Genomic DNA, 16,362 nt, shown 5'->3' with positions numbered 1-16,362 from the left:
TTTCATGACCCATGCGTTTAGCGCGTTATCGCCATCCACTATTGTGGGCGCCATTGAGTCGGTCGGCGTTTATCCGGCGGGCGAGCCTTTTGCGCTGAACAGCTACGAAAATCGCGTGCTGATGCTGCGTGACGACAGCGGGGGCCGCTGGGTGGTCAAGTTTTACCGCCCCGGGCGCTGGACCGCCGCTGCCATTCAGGAAGAGCACGACTACCTGCACGAGCTGCGGGCAGCCGGTGTCAGCGTAGCGCCGCCGGCGCGGCTGAACAGCGGACAAACGCTGCACCGGTTCGCCGGCTTTGCGTTTGCCCTGTTTCCCCAGCAGCCGGGCCAGGCGCCGGAGCTGGATAACCCGGCCCACCTGTTTGCGCTGGGCGAGGTGATCGGGCGGTTGCACAAAACAGCCGAGCAGGGCGAGTTTGCCCATCGGCCGCGGCTGGCGCTGGTGGAGGATACCGTGCGCGCAAGTGCCAGCGTGCTGGCCAGCGGCTGGCTGAGCAAGCAGCAGCGGCGTGCGTATCAGAGCGTGACCGAAGGGTTGACCCAAGCGCTTGCCGAGGTTGCCGTGCCGAACATGCTGCGCTGTCACGGTGATTGCCACCTGGGCAATATTCTGGGGCGTGAGGACGCCTTTACCCTGGTCGATTTCGACGACTGTCTGATGGCCCCGGCCATTCAGGATATCTGGATGCTGCTGCCGACCGGGGATCCCGATGCCTGGCGCGCCCAGCTAAGCGAAGTCTGTGAAGGGTACGCACAAGAGCGGAGATTCCCTGACGAAGAGCTTGCGCTTATTGAGCCGCTGCGCAGCTATCGCATGGTGCGCCACAGCGCGTGGATAATAGCGCGCTGGAGCGATCCCGCATTCCCCCGGGCGTTTCCCTGGGTGGGGGAATGCGGCTATTGGGATAGCCACATTCGCCAGCTGGAACAGCAGCGAGTGCGGCTGGCGTCGCCGCGCTGGCTGGCCTGAAAGCGGGCCGGCTAGTCGTCTGCGGCTTCGCTTGCCGGCGCTGGCCGCTCAGCGGGAATCGGGTTGGCGACCCCTTCGCCGTTGGCCTGGCGGCGCTGCTTGTTGATTTCTGCTGAGGGGTTGGCCTGCTCGACAATCTCCAGCCCGTCGGTCAGCGTCAGCGTCAGGGGGTGCCCGGCGGGCAGCCGGCAGGCGCCGTTTTCACAGCTGATGCCGTACTGGCCGTCGCTGTCGTAGGCGCTGGCCTGCATCGGGCCGGAAAAAATCGAGCTGTCAGCATCGGCGGTTTCGATGCAGGTAATATCGTGCGTGGTAATACGCACGCGCTCACCGTCGCGCTGAGCGTCCCCTACGATGACGCAGTATTCGGGAAGCGTGTTGGATGCCCGGCGACTATCGGCCGGCCTTAATAAAATGCCCTCTCGACGAGACGTTTCACCGGTGAGGGTAATGGCATCCACTACCTCAACGCCGATGGTGGCGTCGTCCGGCAGGCTGAGCGTAGCGGCAGCGGCGCTAAGCGGCACGGCCAGCAGCGCCGTTGCCAGTGCGCGAACGCCTGTGCGGGCTGAGAGGAAAGACATTTTCGTTAAAGGCATAGCGGTTGTCTCGCATTGGGTGGCGGCGGATAAACGCTGTCGACTATATCACACCATGAGATTTTGCCGATGACAGGTCGCGTCACTGTGCCACACAGCCTTTCAGCCCTTGCCATGCCAAAAGCCGGTGTCGGCAAAGAGCAAACATTGCCGGCCGGCTGCTGTATAGTCTTGCCTGCCGCCGTTTACAGGCGCGTTCGGCCGGCAGGTGATCCTTATATGAACCACGAGGCTTTTTTATGACCGATGACATCGCCCACCACTACCGCCAGATTATGGAAAAGCTGGGGGAAAACCCTGAGCGTGAAGGGCTTAAAGATACTCCCAAGCGTACCGCCAAGGCGATGCAGTTTCTTACGGCAGGCTATCACCAAACGCTTGACGATATCGTCAACGGGGCGGTGTTCGAGTCGCAAACCGATGAAATGGTGCTGGTCAAGGATATCGAGCTGTATTCCATCTGCGAGCATCATTTGCTGCCGTTTATCGGCAAGTGCCACATCGCCTATATGCCCAGCGGCAAGGTGCTGGGCCTTTCCAAGTTTGCCCGGATTACCGATATGTTCGCACGTCGCCTGCAGATTCAGGAAAATCTGACGCTGCAGATTGCCGAAGCGGTACAGGAGGTGACCGAGGCTCGCGGCGTGGCGGTAGTGATCGAAGCGCAGCACCTGTGCATGATGATGCGCGGGGTAGAAAAGCAAAACTCCAGCATGTCGTCGTCGGTGATGCTGGGCGCTTTTCGTACCAACCAATCCACGCGTCAGGAGTTTTTAACGCTGATCAGCTAACGCCCGGGGCGCGTTGTTTTTGGTCATGAGCGCTATTTCGTCTTAGCATGGAGGCATCCGTATTGTATGCCGAATGCCACGACCCGGTCTGGAGACTCCATGGAATCGCTAAAAGAAACCCAGCTGTACTGCCCGTTTGCCTACATTGACGGCAGCTGGGTCGCCGCCGACAGCGGCGAGCAGATCAGCGTTTATAACCCGGCGACCCGCGAGGTTATCGGCAACGTGCCGCGCCTGGGGGAAGAGGAAACTCGACGCGCCATTGACGCGGCAGATGCCGCGCTGCCCGCTTGGCGAGCGATGACGGCGCTGGAGCGCGGCGACCTGCTGCTGAAGTGGTACGAGCTGATGCTTGAGCATCAGCACGATCTTGCCATGCTGATGACCCACGAGCAGGGCAAGCCGCTCAAGGAAGCCGAAGGGGAAATTGCCTACGCGGCCAGCTTTTTACGCTGGTTTGCCGAAGAGGGGCGCCGCGCCTACGGAGAAACCGTTCCTGCCGCCAAGGCCAGCCAGCGCATTGTCGTCACGCGCCAGCCGGTGGGCGTAGTGGGCGCGATTACCCCGTGGAACTTTCCCGCCGCGATGATCACGCGCAAGGCCGGGGCGGCGCTTGCGGCAGGCTGCACCATCGTGATCAAGCCGGCCAGCCAGACGCCGTTTTCGGCCACCGCGCTGGCGCTTTTGGCCGAGCGGGCGGGTATTCCCCGCGGCGTGTTCAACGTAGTGCCCGGCAGCGCCAAGGACATCGGCCGGGCTCTGACCCAGTCGCCCAAGGTGCGCAAAATCACCTTTACCGGCTCCACCGAGGTGGGCCGCCAGCTGATGGCCCAGGCCGCCGAGCACGTGCAGAAGATTTCGCTGGAACTGGGCGGCAACGCGCCGTTTATCGTCTTTGAAGACGCGGACCTGGACGCCGCCGTGGAAGGCGCCATGGCCGCCAAGTTTCGCAATACCGGGCAGACCTGTATCTGCACCAACCGCTTTTTGGTGCAGACAAGCGTGGTCAACGCCTTCTGTGAAAAGCTGGCGGTCGCCATGAACAGCGAGCTTAGCGTGGGCGACGGGGAAAAGGCCGGCAACAACATCGGCCCGCTGATTGACGAGGCCGCCGTCAAAAAGGTCAGCGAGCACGTCAAGGATGCGGTAGACAAAGGCGCTGAGCTGATGCTGGGCGGCCATCCGCATCCGCTGGGCGGTAACTACTTTTCCCCGACGCTGATCAGCGCAGCGACGCCGGACATGCAGGTGGCAAAGGAAGAAACCTTCGGCCCGCTGGCCGCGGTGTTTCCCTTCGACGATGAAGATACCGCCATCGAGATGGCCAACGATACCCGCTACGGGCTGGCGTCGTATTTCTACTCGCAGGATCTGGCGCGCACCTGGCGCGTTGCCGATGCGCTGGACTACGGCATGGTGGGCATTAACACCGGGTCGATTTCCAACGCCGCCGCGCCCTTTGGCGGCATGAAAGCCTCGGGGCTGGGGCGTGAAGGCGGCCATCAAGGGCTGGATGAATACCTCGAAACCAAGTATCTGTGCATGGATATCAGCTAGCGCCGCGGCTCAGGCGCAAGCCCCAGCAGCCGACACGGCCGCTGGGGTTTTTTTATGGTCAAACGGCCGTATCAGTGGCGAAAATGGCGCATGCCGGTGAACACCATGGCGATGCCGGCTTCGTTGGCAGCGTCGATGACTTCCTGATCGCGCATGGAGCCGCCGGGCTGAATCACCGCGGTAATGCCGGCGTCGGCGGCGGCGTCGATGCCGTCGCGGAAGGGGAAGAAGGCGTCCGAGGCCATCACCGAGCCCGGCACTTCGAGGTTCTCGTCGGCGGCCTTGATGCCGGCGATTTTCGCCGAGTAGACCCGGCTCATCTGCCCCGCGCCCACGCCGATGGTCTGGCCGCCCTTGGCGTAGACAATGGCGTTGGATTTGACGAACTTGGCCACGCGCCAGGCAAAGATCAGGTCATTGAGTTCCTGTTCCGACGGGGCGCGTTCGCTGACCACTTTGAGCTCGTCCCGGCCCACCGTGCCCCGGTCGCGCTCCTGCACCAAAAGCCCGCCGTTGACGCGCTTGTAGTCCAGCGCGGCGCGCTCGTCGCTTCCCGGCCAGCCGGCGCTGGCGTCCAGCAGGCGCACGTTGCGTTTTTCCGCCACGATGTCGGCGGCGTCGTCGTCGATCCCCGGGGCGATGATCACTTCGACGAACTGGCGATCGACAATCGCGCGTGCGGTTTTGGCGTCCAGCGCGACGTTGAAAGCGATAATGCCGCCAAAGGCGCTGGTGGGATCGGTGGCAAAGGCGCGGTCGTAGGCCTCGGCCGCGCTTTGGCCCACGGCCACGCCGCAGGGGTTGGCGTGCTTGACGATCACGCAGGCGATGTCGTCAAACGCCTTGACGCACTCGAAGGCGGCGTCGGTGTCGGCGATGTTGTTGAACGACAGCGGCTTGCCCTGGCGCGTGACGGCGGTGGCGACGCCCGGCTCGGCGGCATTCGGGTCGACGTAGAAGGCCGCGTTCTGGTGAGGGTTTTCGCCGTAGCGCATGTCCTGCTTCTTGGCCAGCTGCAGGTTGAACGTGCGCGGGAACGCGGCGTCTTCGTCGCTGACCCGGCGGCCGAGATAGTCGGCGATGGCGCCGTCATAGCCGGCGGTATGCTCAAACGCTTTCACCGCCAGATCAAAACGAGTGGCCTGGCTGACCTTGCCCTGGTGGGCATCAAGTTCGCCAAGCACCCGGTCATAGTCGGACGCGTTGACGACCACGGTGGTGTGGGCGTGGTTCTTGGCGCAGGCGCGCACCATGGTGGGGCCGCCGATGTCGATGTTCTCGATGGCGTCCTCAAGGGTGCAGCCGGGCTTGGCCACGGTGTCGGCGAAGGGATAGAGGTTGACCACGACCATGTCGATGGGCGCGATGTCGTTTTTCGCCATCACCGCGTCGTCCTGGCCCCGGCGGGCGAGAATGCCGCCGTGAATTTTGGGGTGCAGAGTCTTGACCCGGCCGTCCATGATTTCCGGGAAGCCCGTATGCTCGGACACTTCCTTGACCGGCACGTTGTGCTCCTGGAGCAGCCGGAAGGTGCCGCCGGTGGACAAAAGCTCGACGCCGTGCTCGTGCAGGCCACGGGCGAAGTCAACGATGCCGGTTTTATCGGAAACGCTCAGCAGAGCGCGGCGAACGGGGGGCGCGGTAGTAGCCATCAGTCTCTCTTGTCGGTGGGGCGGAAAAACGGCGGTGCCGGCACTCGGCACCGTCGGCAATCAGGCAGAATCGTGATCGATCAGTCCGTAGTGTTTGAGTTTTTTGCGCAGGGTGCCGCGGTTTAGCCCCAGCACCTTGGCCGCACGGGTCTGGTTATCCTGGGTATATTCCAGCACGGCGGCCAGCAGCGGCATTTCCACCTCGGCGATGACCATGGCATAAAGGTCGCTGGTCTCACCGCCGTCGAGGTGTTCAAAATAGCGCCGCATGGAGGCTTCCACGGCGTCGCGAAGCGGCGGCGGGGCGCTCTGTTGAGGGGTGGCATCGTGCGCTACGGTGGCGTCCGGCCGGCTCTGGCAGGGTATGGGGTCGCGGTCGTTCATGCGGCGTGGCTTCCTTTGGCTGACAGGCGCGCGGCGGCATCCGCCGTCATGAGGGCATGCACCCAGTCGAACTGCGCCGCGCGGCTTTCCAAGGCGTTGAACTGCTGTTTCAGGGCGCGCTGCCGGTCAGGGGCAAAACGCGCGTCGCCGGCGATGTACCAGCCCAGATGTTTGCGAGCAATGCGCACGCCCATGAAGTCGCCGTAAAAGGCGTGCAGCGCCGCTAAGTGGTCGCAAAGCACCCGGCGGCGCTCGGCAAGCGTTGGCTGTGCGGGCGGCGTGCCGTGGGCCAGGTAGTGGTTGATCTGCTCGAAAATCCACGGGTTGCCCTGGGCGCCCCGGCCGATCATCACGCCGTCGGCGCCGGTGTAGTCAAGCACCTGGGCGGCTTTTGCGGGGGTGTCGATATCGCCGTTGGCGAACACCGGCAGGCTTACCCGGGATTTGACCTCGGCGACGGTGTCGTACTCGGCCGCGCCCGAATAGCGCTGCTGGCGGTGGCGGCCGTGTACCGCCAGCGCCTGAATGCCGGCGTCTTCGGCAATGCGCGCGATGCGCACGGCGTTGTTGCTCATCGCGCACCAGCCGGTGCGGATTTTTAGCGTCACCGGCACGTCCACGGCGCCAACCACGGCACGGACGATTTCGGCCACGAGAGCCTCGTCGCGCATCAGCGCCGATCCGGCGGCCTTGCTGCAGACCTTTTTCGCCGGGCAGCCCATGTTGATGTCGATGACCTCAGCGCCCAGCTCCGCGTTCAGGCGTGCAGCCTCGGCGAGCATCTCGGCGTCGCCGCCGGCAATCTGCACAACGCGGGGGGCTGGCTCGCCGCGGTGGTCCATGCGCTGGCGAGACTTGCGCGTATGCCACAGCGCGGGGTCCGAGGTGACCATTTCGCCCACCACCCAGCCGGCCCCCAGGCGCCGGCAAAGCTGGCGAAAGGGGCGGTCGGTGACGCCGGCCATGGGGGCGAGCATCACGCGGTTGGGCAGCGTGTAGGGGCCGATGGTAACGGGGCCGGTAGCAGCAGAAGCGTCAGCGGGTGTCATAGGGGCGCTAAAGGTTGTGGGCCGTAACGTCTTTGAGCGGGACAGCCATGATACGCCGAGGCCCGCTCCAGTTGAAGATATCAGCCGCCGGGGCGGTGACCGGACAGGCGCACCCAGCCTTCGCGTACGGCGGGCTCGTCCATGATCAGTCCGCAGGCGCGATAGGCGTCGAGCACGTGCTCGGCCTGGTTTTCCAGAATGCCCGAAAGTGCAATGCGCCCGCCCGGCGCCACGCGGCCGGCAATGGCCGGGGCCAGCTCTACCAGCGGGCCGGCGAGAATATTGGCTACTACCACGGGAAAGTCGGCGTCGGGGTGCTGACGATCGTGCTGTTCCGGGTAGAACAGGGCCAGGTTTTCGTCGTGGACGGCGTTACGCTCGGCGTTATCGCGGCTTGCAGCCAGCGCCTGGGGGTCGATGTCGGTGCCCGTGGCGTGGCGCGCGCCAAGCTTGAGCGCGGCAATGGCGAGAATGCCCGAGCCGCAGCCGACATCCAGCACCCGGCTTTCGGCAAGTTCGCCGTCTGCGGCCAGCGCGTCCAGCCAGGCAAGGCACAGTGCGGTGGTAGGGTGGGTGCCGGTGCCGAAGGCCAGGCCCGGATCAAGGATGAGGTTGACCGCATCCGGGGCTGGGGGCTGGTGCCAGCTGGGCACAATCCACAGCCGCGTCCCCATCCTGAGCGGCTCGAAGCCGTCCATCCACTCGCGTTCCCAGTCGCGGTCGGCAAGCAGTTCGTAGTTGATCTCGGGGCAGGGCTCGCCGGGAAACTGCTCGGCCCAGGCGGCATGAAGGCGCTCAAGCATGGCGCTGATGCCTTCCAGATCATCGTACAAACCGGTGACCACGGTTTTTTGCCACAGCGGGGTGGTACCGCGTTCGGGCTCGAATACCGGATCATCTTCGGCGTCCTGCAGGCCAATGGCAGTTGCCCCTTCGCTAAGCAGCAGTTCTTCCAGCGGCTCGGCCTGTTCGGGGGGTACGTGGGCCTTGAGTTGTAGCCAGGGCATGTGCATCTCCGCGCGGTGCGGCAAAAGGTGGAACAATAGACAGGGATAAAGGCGCAAAAAAAGACGGGATGGCGCTGCCACCCCGCGTGCGGTGCCGGCAAGGGCAGGACTTTGCGTCAGGCGTCCAGCTTTTGCTCCAGGTAGTGGATGGTGACTTCGCCCCGGCGGAAATAGCTGTCGCGGACCAGATCCTTGTGTAGATCGATATTGGTCTTGATGCCTTCCACCAGCAGCTCGTCGAGGCCGTTGCGCATCCGCGTCAGGGCGATGTCGCGGTCTTCACCCCAGGTGATCAGCTTGCCGATCAGCGAGTCGTAGTGCGGCGGGACGCTGTAGCCGGTGTACATGTGCGAGTCCATGCGTATGCCCAGCCCGCCCGGGGGGTGATACAGCGTGACCCGGCCCGGTGAGGGCATGAACGTGCGGGCATCTTCGGCGTTGATGCGGCATTCAAAGGCGTGGCCGCTGAGCTTGACGTCGTCCTGGGTGATCGAAAGCGGCAGCCCCGAGGCAATGCGCAGCTGTTCTTTGACGATATCGACGCCGGTGACCATCTCGGTGACCGGATGCTCGACCTGCACCCGAGTGTTCATCTCGATGAAGAAAAATTCGCCGTCTTCATAGAGAAACTCAAAGGTGCCGGCACCGCGGTAGTTAATATCGATGCACGCATCGCGGCAGGCGTTGAGCACTTTTTCACGCGCGGCGGCGTCGATGCCCGGTGCGGGCGCCTCTTCCAGCACCTTTTGGTGGCGGCGCTGCAGCGAGCAGTCGCGATCAAACAGATGAATGGCGTTGCCCTGGCCGTCGGCCAGCACCTGCACTTCTACGTGGCGCGGCTTTTCCAGGAATTTTTCCATGTATACCGTGCCATCGCCGAAAGCGGAGTGCGCCTCGGTGCGGGTGATGCTGATGGCGGAGAGCAGGTGGCCTTCGGTGTGCACCACGCGCATGCCGCGTCCGCCGCCGCCGGAGGCCGCCTTGACGATGACCGGATAGCCGATGCGTCGTGCGGTGGCCAGGTTCGCCTCGTCGTTGTCACCCAGCGGTCCGTTGGAGCCGGGAACGGTCGGCACGCCGGCGGCTTTCATGGCTTTGATGGCGCTGACCTTGTCGCCCATCAGGCGGATGGTATCGGCCCGGGGGCCGATAAACGTAAAGCCCGAGCGCTCGACCTGCTCGGCAAAGTCGGCGTTTTCCGAAAGAAAGCCGTAGCCGGGATGAATGGCGCTTGCATCGGTGACTTCAGCGGCGCTGATCAGCGCCGGAATATGCAGATACGAAAGCGACGAGGCGGCCGGGCCGATACACACGGCTTCATCGGCCAGGCGCACGTGCATCAGCTCGCGATCGGCCTGGGAGTGTACCGCGACTGTTTTGATGCCCAGCTCCTTGCACGCGCGCAGAATGCGCAGGGCAATTTCACCGCGGTTGGCGATCAATACCTTGTCCAGCATGGGAAATTCCACCCGTGTCAAAAATGAAAGATCAGGCAATGACGATCATGGGCTGGTCGAATTCCACCGCTTCGCCGTCTTCTACCAGGATGGCCTCTACCACGCCGTCGCGGTCGGCTTCGATCTGGTTCATCATCTTCATGGCTTCAACGATGCATACGGTGTCGCCTTTTTTCACCGTGTCGCCGACGTTGGCAAACGGTTTGGCGCCCGGCGCCGGGCTGCGATAGAAAGTGCCCACCATGGGGGAGGTGACGGGGTCGCCGCGGTAGGCAGGCCCGGCAGGGGCGTCTTGCGCTGCCGGCGTGGCCGTACCCGGCGCGGCGGGGTCGGGCGCCTGAGCGGAATGCGGTGCCGGGGCATACTGGGCCATGGGCTGGGGCGCGTAGGCGGTACCGTTGGGATGGCGGCTGATGCGCACCGATTCTTCGCCTTCCTGAATCTCGATTTCGCTAATGTTGGATTCTTCCAGCAGTTCGATCAGTTTTTTGACTTTGCGAATATCCATGAGGGAATCCCATTACTCATTGAAAAAAGTGAAAAATGACAAAAGTAGACGCGCAAGAACACGGTGAAGGGCCGAGATGCCGACAAAGGACAGCCACAGCTACCGGCACACAGCGGCGGCGTTTGAGTAGCGCCCGGGACGCGCTCAAACGGCGCAGCAGGTATGTTTCGCCGGCGTTCTCTGGCGCAGTAAACCAAAAAGAGAAAAACAGAGAACGCCGCACGTTAGTGCACGTTGCCGCCTTATCTGCGCTTTACACTGCGCCTTACCCCCGACCTGGAGGCGAAGTTTGCCGAAAAAATCGGAGCGTGTCCAGCGCCGGCAAGCGCTGCTGTGCCGGCGCTGACGGTGGCGGCATCAGCGATGAGGCAGGGGCTAGCCGGTTTGGCCCGCCAGCCACTGATCCAGTTTCTGGAGATGAGCGCTGAAATTGTCCGCGTCGATTTCGCCTTGGATTCGCGCCTGGGTGATTTCTTCGCCGTCGGCAAAAAACAAAAGGCTCGGCGGGCCAAACAGGTCATAGGCCTCAAGCAGTTTTCGCGTGCTGGGGTCGGTTTCGGTGACGTCGGCTTCAATCAGCGCATAGTCGCCCAGTGCCCGGGCCACGCGGGGGTCGGGATAGACCTCGCGTTTCATGATCTGGCAGGAAATGCACCACTCGGCGGTGAAGTCAACAAAGGCCGGCTCGCCCCGGGAGGCGGCGCGGTCAATTTCTGTCTGAAGATCGGCCAGGGTATCGACCCGGGTAAACTCGGGCGCGACCGCCGCCGTTTGCCCATCGCCGGTAACCGCCCGCTGCGCGCCCTGCAGCGGGCGCAGCGGATTACCGTTGCCCTGCGCGGCGCCCAGCAGCAGGGCGATCCCCCAGGCCAGCAGCAAAATGCCCAGCGCCTGGCGGGCTCGTCCCCAGCCCTGGGGCTGGTTGAAGTCAAGCGCGCCCAGCGCCAGCGCCGAGCCCACGGCCAGTGCCGCCCACAGCATCAAGGCGACAGGGGCCGTCACCAGCCGCTCGATCATCCACACGGCCACGCCCAGCAGCAGCAGCCCGAAAGCGATCTTGACGCCGTTCATCCACGCGCCGGAGCGCGGCAAGGCAGTGGCGCCGAAGGTGCCGACCAGCAGCAGAGGAACGCCCATGCCAAGCCCCAGTGCAAACAGCACTGAGCCGCCCAGCACACCGTCGCCGGTGGAGGAGATAAACACCATGGCACCGGCCAGCGGCGCGGTCACGCAGGGGGACACCACCAGCACCGACAGCGCCCCGGCGACGGCCAGCCCCGGCGGGCCGCTTTGCTGAGCGCGCGCCTGCCAGCCGTCAACCTTGGTGGCGATACGCGGCGACATGCGCAGGTTAAAGGCGCCAAACATGGCCAGGGCAAAAAGGGTAAAGAGCACGGCAAAGGTGATCAGCACCGGAGCCGACTGCAGATGCGCCTGCAGGTTGAGCCCGGCGCCGAACAGCCCCATCAGCACGCCGACCAGTGCGTAGGTCAGTGCCATGCCCAGCACGTAGCTGGCCGAGAGCACGAAGGCTCGGGGCCGGGTGGGGTTTTGCCCGACGATAATCGACGACATGATCGGCAGCATCGGCAACACGCAAGGCGTGAACGTCAGCCCCAGCCCGGCGATGAAAAAAAGCCCCAGCGCCAGCGGCAGGCTGGCCTCGTCAAGCAGGGTGGCGAAGTGGCGGTCCTCGCTTTGCGGGCCGCTGAATTCGACGTTGGCCGCAGGGCTTGTCGGCGCCGCTGCGCCGGAGGCCGTTGATGCTTTTGCTGCCGGACTATCGGCGCTGTCAGCGGCCGGCGACGGCGCGCTGCGGTGATCGGCAAAGGCTGCCGGCGGCGCGGTTTCGGCCGCTTCAAGGGTCATGCGTTCCGGGGGATAGCAAAGCCCGGCATCGGCGCATCCCTGAAACGTCAGCTCAATGTCAAACGGGCCGCTGTGCGGCTCGTTCAGCGGGGTTTCAAAAACGACGCTGTCGCGAAAGACGTAGACATCGCCCAGGTATTCATCGGTGGTGAACGTACCCGGCGGAAGCTCGGGCGTGCCCAGGGTGACCTCGGCGCTTTGGCTTTCCACGGCGAAGCGGTGGCGGTAAAGATAGTGCTCTTCGGCGGCTTCAACGCCGATATACAGCGTGTCGCCGTCGTGCCAGGCGGCCGGCTGAAACGCCTCGCGCACCGGGAGAAAATCGTCTTTGTCGTTGGTGAACCACTGCGCCTGGGCGCTGCCCAGCGACACGGCAAGCAGCAGTGCGGTCAAAAGCCACGTCGCGCAGCGCCGAGCGGGGCCGGTTGGGCGGACAGGTGAGCAAGCAGGAAACAACACGGAATACCCTTACCTTCATCAAACGTTAATCATCGCCGGAAACGCAAACGGGCTGCCCGAAGGCAGCCCGTAAAAGCACTTTACCGCATGGCAGCGGCCGCCGTCAGGCCTTGTGGTAGGCCGCGGCCGATTTTTCGATGGCCTTGCGCGCGGCGTCGGCACCTTCCCAGGATTCGACTTTTACCCATTTGCCTTTTTCCAGATCCTTGTAGTTCTCAAAGAAATGGGCAATCTGCTGGCGCAAAAGTTCGGGCAGGTCGGTGACTTCTTTGACGTCTTCGTAAAGCGCAGACAGCTTGGTGTGGGGCACGCACACCAGCTTGGCATCTTCACCGGCCTCGTCGGTCATGTTGAGCACGCCCACCGGACGCGCGCGAACAATGCTGCCCGGGGCGACAGGATGCGGCGTGACGACCAGCGCATCCAGGGCATCGCCGTCGTCGGCCAGGGTGCGCGGGATGTAGCCGTAGTTGGCCGGGTAGAACATCGGCGTGGCCATGAAGCGATCAACCAGCAGTGCGCCCATGTCTTCGTCGATTTCGTATTTGATCGGCGCGTGGTTGGCCGGGATTTCAATCGCCACGTAGATATCGTTGGGCAAGTCCTTGCCGGCGGGAATATTGTCAAAGTTCATCGTTGGGTCCTTGGGCGAGTGCGTGTTGCAAATCGTCGGGGCAGGGCAGCACAGGCTGATGCCGGACATGTTGGCGCCGAATTATACGAACAAGGCGCAAGGATTGCCAATGCGACAAAATGCATATGCCGCGCAGGCAGCCGTGCGCTTTGTATGCACTAAGTCGCATGGTGATCTACAGCGTACACGGTGTATGCTCTGCGCCTGTTTGACGCTTACCGTACAGAGCGTTGCCGTAAGGCTGAGCCGGGAGGAGTATGTGGCGCACGCACAGTTGCTTATCAGTTACGGCCAGGCGCTGGTGACGCCGGGCCGGTGCGGGCACCGCAGCGCAATGACGGTACGGCTACCGGATAAACCGCTGATCCACGCCAAGGGCGGCTGTGCGCTGATGGGCGATGCGGTCGCGCCCGGTGCGCGTGCCGGACAGGCAGCAGCACTTGGCGTGAGAGCCTTTGCGGCCGATTATTTTTCCACGCCGGATCACTGGAGCGTCAAACGCTCGGCCACGCGGGTGCTGCAGGCGCTGAACGGCTGGTGCCACGGGCAAAGCCGCCGCCGGGAGACCAGCTTTGTGGCTTCGCTGTCGGCGCTGATCTTTCGCCGGCAAAGCGCGTATCTGTTTCACCTGGGCGATACCCTGGTGTTCCGGCTGCGCGGGGCAGAGTTCGAGCAGCTAAGCGCAGACCACGTGACCGATTTGGGCGGCTACCGCTATCTTTCCCGGGCACTGGGGCTGGATAACAACGTAGACATTGACTACACCGAGCTTGCGCTCAAGCAAGGCGATATTTTCCTTTTTACCACCCAGGCCGCCGCGGGAACCTTGCTGCCTTCGGACTACGTGCGGCTGATTCGCCAGGATGCAAGCGACCTTAACGCGGCCTGCCAGCGCCTGGTGGACGAGGCCACGGCCCGGGCGCGCGAGCGTGGCTATGCGGTGGCGCCGTTTTGTTTTCAGCTGGTGCGCATCGATGAGCTGCCCGACGTGCAAAGCGACGAGCCCGGCCTGGTGTACGGCGAGCTGCCGATTCCCCCGGAGCTTGCCCCGGGGGATCGGCTGGACGGGCTGGAGGTTACCGAGGTGCTGTCGCGCACGGCCCAGTCCCGGGTGTATCGGGTACGGGATGTGCATACCCGGGCGGAAATGGTGATGAAAGCGCCCAGCCCGGAGCTTTCGCTGCGCAACGCCTACCTGACGCACTTTCTTCTGCAGCAGTGGGTAGTGGAGCGGATCAAATCGCCGTTTGTGGTGCGCGCGATCCAGCCGTCACGGCCGCGTCACTACCTTTACTACCTGCTTGGCAGCATACGCGGGGACACCCTGCGTACGTGGGCCGCGCGCCACCCTCAGGCCACCCTGGAGCAGCGTCTGGAAATGGCCGATCAGCTGGGCCGGGCCGTTCAGGCGCTGCACCGTCGCGGCGTACTGCACCAGCAGATCAATCCGGACAACGTGCTCATCGACGAGCACGGCAAGGTCGTGCTCATCGACTTTGGCGCCTGCCATCTTCACGATGCCGACGGCCATCGACAGTCCGGTGAACTTCTCCGTCCTATCGGCTTTACCGTGCATAGCGCGCCGGAGTATGCCCTGGGGGACGCTATCGGCCAGCGCAGCGACCAGTACGGCTACGCCTCGACGGTGTATTGGCTGCTCACCGGCCAGCTGCCGTATCGGCTGACGCCGGATCGGCTGCGCCAGCACACGGATCTGGAGTCGCTTAGCTACCGCAGCGCGCGCAGCGCCAACCCCGAAGTTACCCCGGCGCTCGACGACATTTTGCGTCGCGCGCTGGACCCGCAGCGCGCGCTGCGTTTTCGCCGCCTGTCAGAGCTGACGTTTGCCCTGCAAAAGCGTCGCCACGTTTCCCCGCCGGACGCCGCCCAGCGCGCCGACGCCCGACGTTTCTGGCAGGGTGTCGCGGGGATTTTGCTGCTGCTGCTGGTGCTTTCCTGGGTGCTGCGCTAGGTCCTTGCTGCGCTAGGTCCCTGCTGTGGGAAATCCCTGGGAGAGACGCAGGCTCGGTCACACAGCAAAAGGCCCCGCGGGCGGGGCCGAAATGCCGGCTTGCAGCGTCGCTTTAGAGGGTAAACTCGGGCAGGCGCTTTTCCACCTGCTTGAGCTCGGGCTTGGCCACCACGGGCAGGCCGTTTTTAAACGGGGGGAAGTCCTCGCCCTGGATCAGCGGTGCAAGATATTCGCGGCAGGCAGGCGTAATGCCAAAGCCGTCTTCGCTGATGAAGTCCCGCGGCATGAACTTTTCCTGGTTGGCGACTTCGGAGAGCGGCGCGGAAATCACGTCCCACTGGTAAGGCGCCTGAGTGATACGGCGAATCGCCGGCATCATCGAATTTTTGCCGGCAAGGGCCAGCGCTACCGCTTCGCGACCCACGGCGTAGGCCTGCTCGACGTCGGTTCTGGACGCCAGATGGCGGGCGGCGCGCTGCAGATAGTCGGCCACGGCCCAGTGGTATTTGTAGCCCAGATCCTGCTTGACCATGCCGGCAAGCGTCGGCGCCACACCGCCCAGCTGGCGGTGGCCGAAGGCGTCGGTATTGCCGGCGTCGGCCAGGAAGGTGCCGTCTTCGTAGCGTGCGCCTTCGGAGACGACGATCACGCAGTAGCCGTATTTTCTGACGCTTTCGTCGACCTTGGCCATCACCGCGTCGCGATCAAAGGCGACCTCGGGGAAGATGATCACGTGCGGCGGCTCGCCTTCGCCCTGGCCGGCCAGGCCGCCGGCCGCGGCGATCCAGCCGGCGTGGCGGCCCATGACCTCAAGCACAAACACCTTGGTGGAAGTGGCACACATCGAGGCGATATCCAGCGACGCCTCAAGCGTTGAGGTGGCGATGTATTTGGCGACGCTGCCAAACCCCGGCGAGCAGTCGGTAATGGGCAGGTCGTTGTCCACGGTCTTGGGCACGTGAATGGCGGTCAGCGGGTAGCCCATCTTCTCGGACAGCTGGGACACCTTCAGGCAGGTATCGGCGCTGTCGCCGCCGCCGTTGTAGAAGAAATAGCGAATATCGTGGGCGCGGAACACCTCGATCAGCCGTTCGTACTGGGCGCGGTGGGTGTCGATATCCTTGAGCTTATAGCGACACGAGCCGAAAGCGCCGCCCGGCGTGTGGCGCAGCGCGGCGATGGTTTCATCGCTTTCGGCGCTGACGTCGATGAGCTCCTCGGTCAGCGCGCCGATGATGCCGTTGCGCCCGGCGTAGACCTTGTTGATGTGTTCCGGCGCTTCACGGCAGGCTTCGATTACGCCGCAGGCGCTGGCGTTGATGACGGCGGTGACGCCCCCGGACTGGGCGTAAAAAGCGTTGTGCTGGGCCATGGAAACGGTGGCACTCCTGAAAAGCGGGGCGTAACAAAACGCCCGGGGCGGCAAGGCCCCGGGGTGGGCGATAACGGTG

General features: G+C 63.9%; 14 protein-coding genes. 4 read left to right on the top strand and 10 right to left on the bottom strand.

Annotated features, from left to right (window positions below):
• Window positions 1-4: 4 nt before the first annotated feature.
• Window positions 5-973, top strand: coding sequence for a serine/threonine protein kinase (locus tag ACZ415_RS11420; protein WP_344704802.1), 969 nt, complete (start codon window positions 5-7; stop codon window positions 971-973).
• Between the two features lie 11 nt (window positions 974-984).
• Here the strand turns inward: ACZ415_RS11420 and ACZ415_RS11415 are convergent, their stop codons facing one another.
• Window positions 985-1,572 (bottom strand): hypothetical protein, encoded by a 588-nt coding sequence (locus tag ACZ415_RS11415; protein WP_344704801.1) that lies wholly within the window; start codon window positions 1,570-1,572, stop codon window positions 985-987.
• 239 nt (window positions 1,573-1,811) lie between these two features.
• Between ACZ415_RS11415 and folE the strand changes: the two genes are divergently transcribed.
• Together folE and ACZ415_RS11405 are read left to right on the top strand one after the other, a co-directional pair.
• Window positions 1,812-2,363, top strand: coding sequence for a GTP cyclohydrolase I FolE (gene folE, locus ACZ415_RS11410; protein WP_344704800.1), 552 nt, complete (start codon window positions 1,812-1,814; stop codon window positions 2,361-2,363).
• Between the two features lie 99 nt (window positions 2,364-2,462).
• Entirely contained in the window at window positions 2,463-3,920 is a 1,458-nt protein-coding gene (locus ACZ415_RS11405; RefSeq protein WP_344704799.1) for an NAD-dependent succinate-semialdehyde dehydrogenase, read from the top strand.
• A 71-nt stretch (window positions 3,921-3,991) separates the two neighbouring features.
• Here the strand turns inward: ACZ415_RS11405 and purH are convergent, their stop codons facing one another.
• From purH to ppa, 8 genes are all read right to left on the bottom strand, one after another.
• Complete coding sequence (gene purH / locus ACZ415_RS11400; RefSeq protein WP_344704798.1) at window positions 3,992-5,572, bottom strand: bifunctional phosphoribosylaminoimidazolecarboxamide formyltransferase/IMP cyclohydrolase; 1,581 nt, start codon at window positions 5,570-5,572, stop codon at window positions 3,992-3,994.
• Between the two features lie 60 nt (window positions 5,573-5,632).
• Window positions 5,633-5,956, bottom strand: a complete 324-nt coding sequence (gene fis / locus ACZ415_RS11395; protein WP_344704797.1) for a DNA-binding transcriptional regulator Fis — start codon at window positions 5,954-5,956, stop codon at window positions 5,633-5,635.
• Window positions 5,953-7,005 carry a tRNA dihydrouridine synthase DusB gene (gene dusB, locus ACZ415_RS11390; RefSeq protein WP_344704796.1) on the bottom strand — a complete coding sequence of 351 codons (1,053 nt, stop codon included), beginning with the start codon at window positions 7,003-7,005 and terminating at the stop codon, window positions 5,953-5,955. The genes fis and dusB overlap by 4 nt, the downstream gene beginning before the upstream one ends.
• 80 nt (window positions 7,006-7,085) lie before the next feature.
• Window positions 7,086-8,012: a 50S ribosomal protein L11 methyltransferase gene (gene prmA, locus ACZ415_RS11385; protein WP_344704795.1), complete on the bottom strand. Its 927-nt coding sequence runs from the start codon at window positions 8,010-8,012 to the stop codon at window positions 7,086-7,088.
• Window positions 8,013-8,128: 116 nt separating this feature from the next.
• Entirely contained in the window at window positions 8,129-9,469 is a 1,341-nt protein-coding gene (gene accC / locus ACZ415_RS11380; protein ID WP_344704794.1) for an acetyl-CoA carboxylase biotin carboxylase subunit, read from the bottom strand.
• Window positions 9,470-9,500: 31 nt separating this feature from the next.
• Window positions 9,501-9,977 carry an acetyl-CoA carboxylase biotin carboxyl carrier protein gene (gene accB, locus ACZ415_RS11375; RefSeq protein ID WP_344704793.1) on the bottom strand — a complete coding sequence of 159 codons (477 nt, stop codon included), beginning with the start codon at window positions 9,975-9,977 and terminating at the stop codon, window positions 9,501-9,503.
• Between the two features lie 375 nt (window positions 9,978-10,352).
• Window positions 10,353-12,239 carry a protein-disulfide reductase DsbD gene (gene dsbD / locus ACZ415_RS11370; protein WP_344704792.1) on the bottom strand — a complete coding sequence of 629 codons (1,887 nt, stop codon included), beginning with the start codon at window positions 12,237-12,239 and terminating at the stop codon, window positions 10,353-10,355.
• 169 nt (window positions 12,240-12,408) lie between these two features.
• Window positions 12,409-12,939 (bottom strand): inorganic diphosphatase, encoded by a 531-nt coding sequence (gene ppa / locus ACZ415_RS11365; protein ID WP_344704791.1) that lies wholly within the window; start codon window positions 12,937-12,939, stop codon window positions 12,409-12,411.
• Between the two features lie 259 nt (window positions 12,940-13,198).
• Here ppa and ACZ415_RS11360 point away from each other — a divergent pair, with 259 nt between their 5' ends.
• Complete coding sequence (locus ACZ415_RS11360) at window positions 13,199-14,911, top strand: protein kinase domain-containing protein (RefSeq protein WP_344704790.1); 1,713 nt, start codon at window positions 13,199-13,201, stop codon at window positions 14,909-14,911.
• Between the two features lie 112 nt (window positions 14,912-15,023).
• On the opposite strand, the gene ACZ415_RS11355 is transcribed toward ACZ415_RS11360, so the two are convergent.
• Window positions 15,024-16,283 carry a 6-phosphofructokinase gene (locus ACZ415_RS11355; RefSeq protein ID WP_344704789.1) on the bottom strand — a complete coding sequence of 420 codons (1,260 nt, stop codon included), beginning with the start codon at window positions 16,281-16,283 and terminating at the stop codon, window positions 15,024-15,026.
• Window positions 16,284-16,362: the final 79 nt, after the last annotated feature.

The organism is Halomonas cibimaris, assembly GCF_055379665.1.
This window is presented reverse-complemented; position numbering and strand designations above follow the sequence as displayed.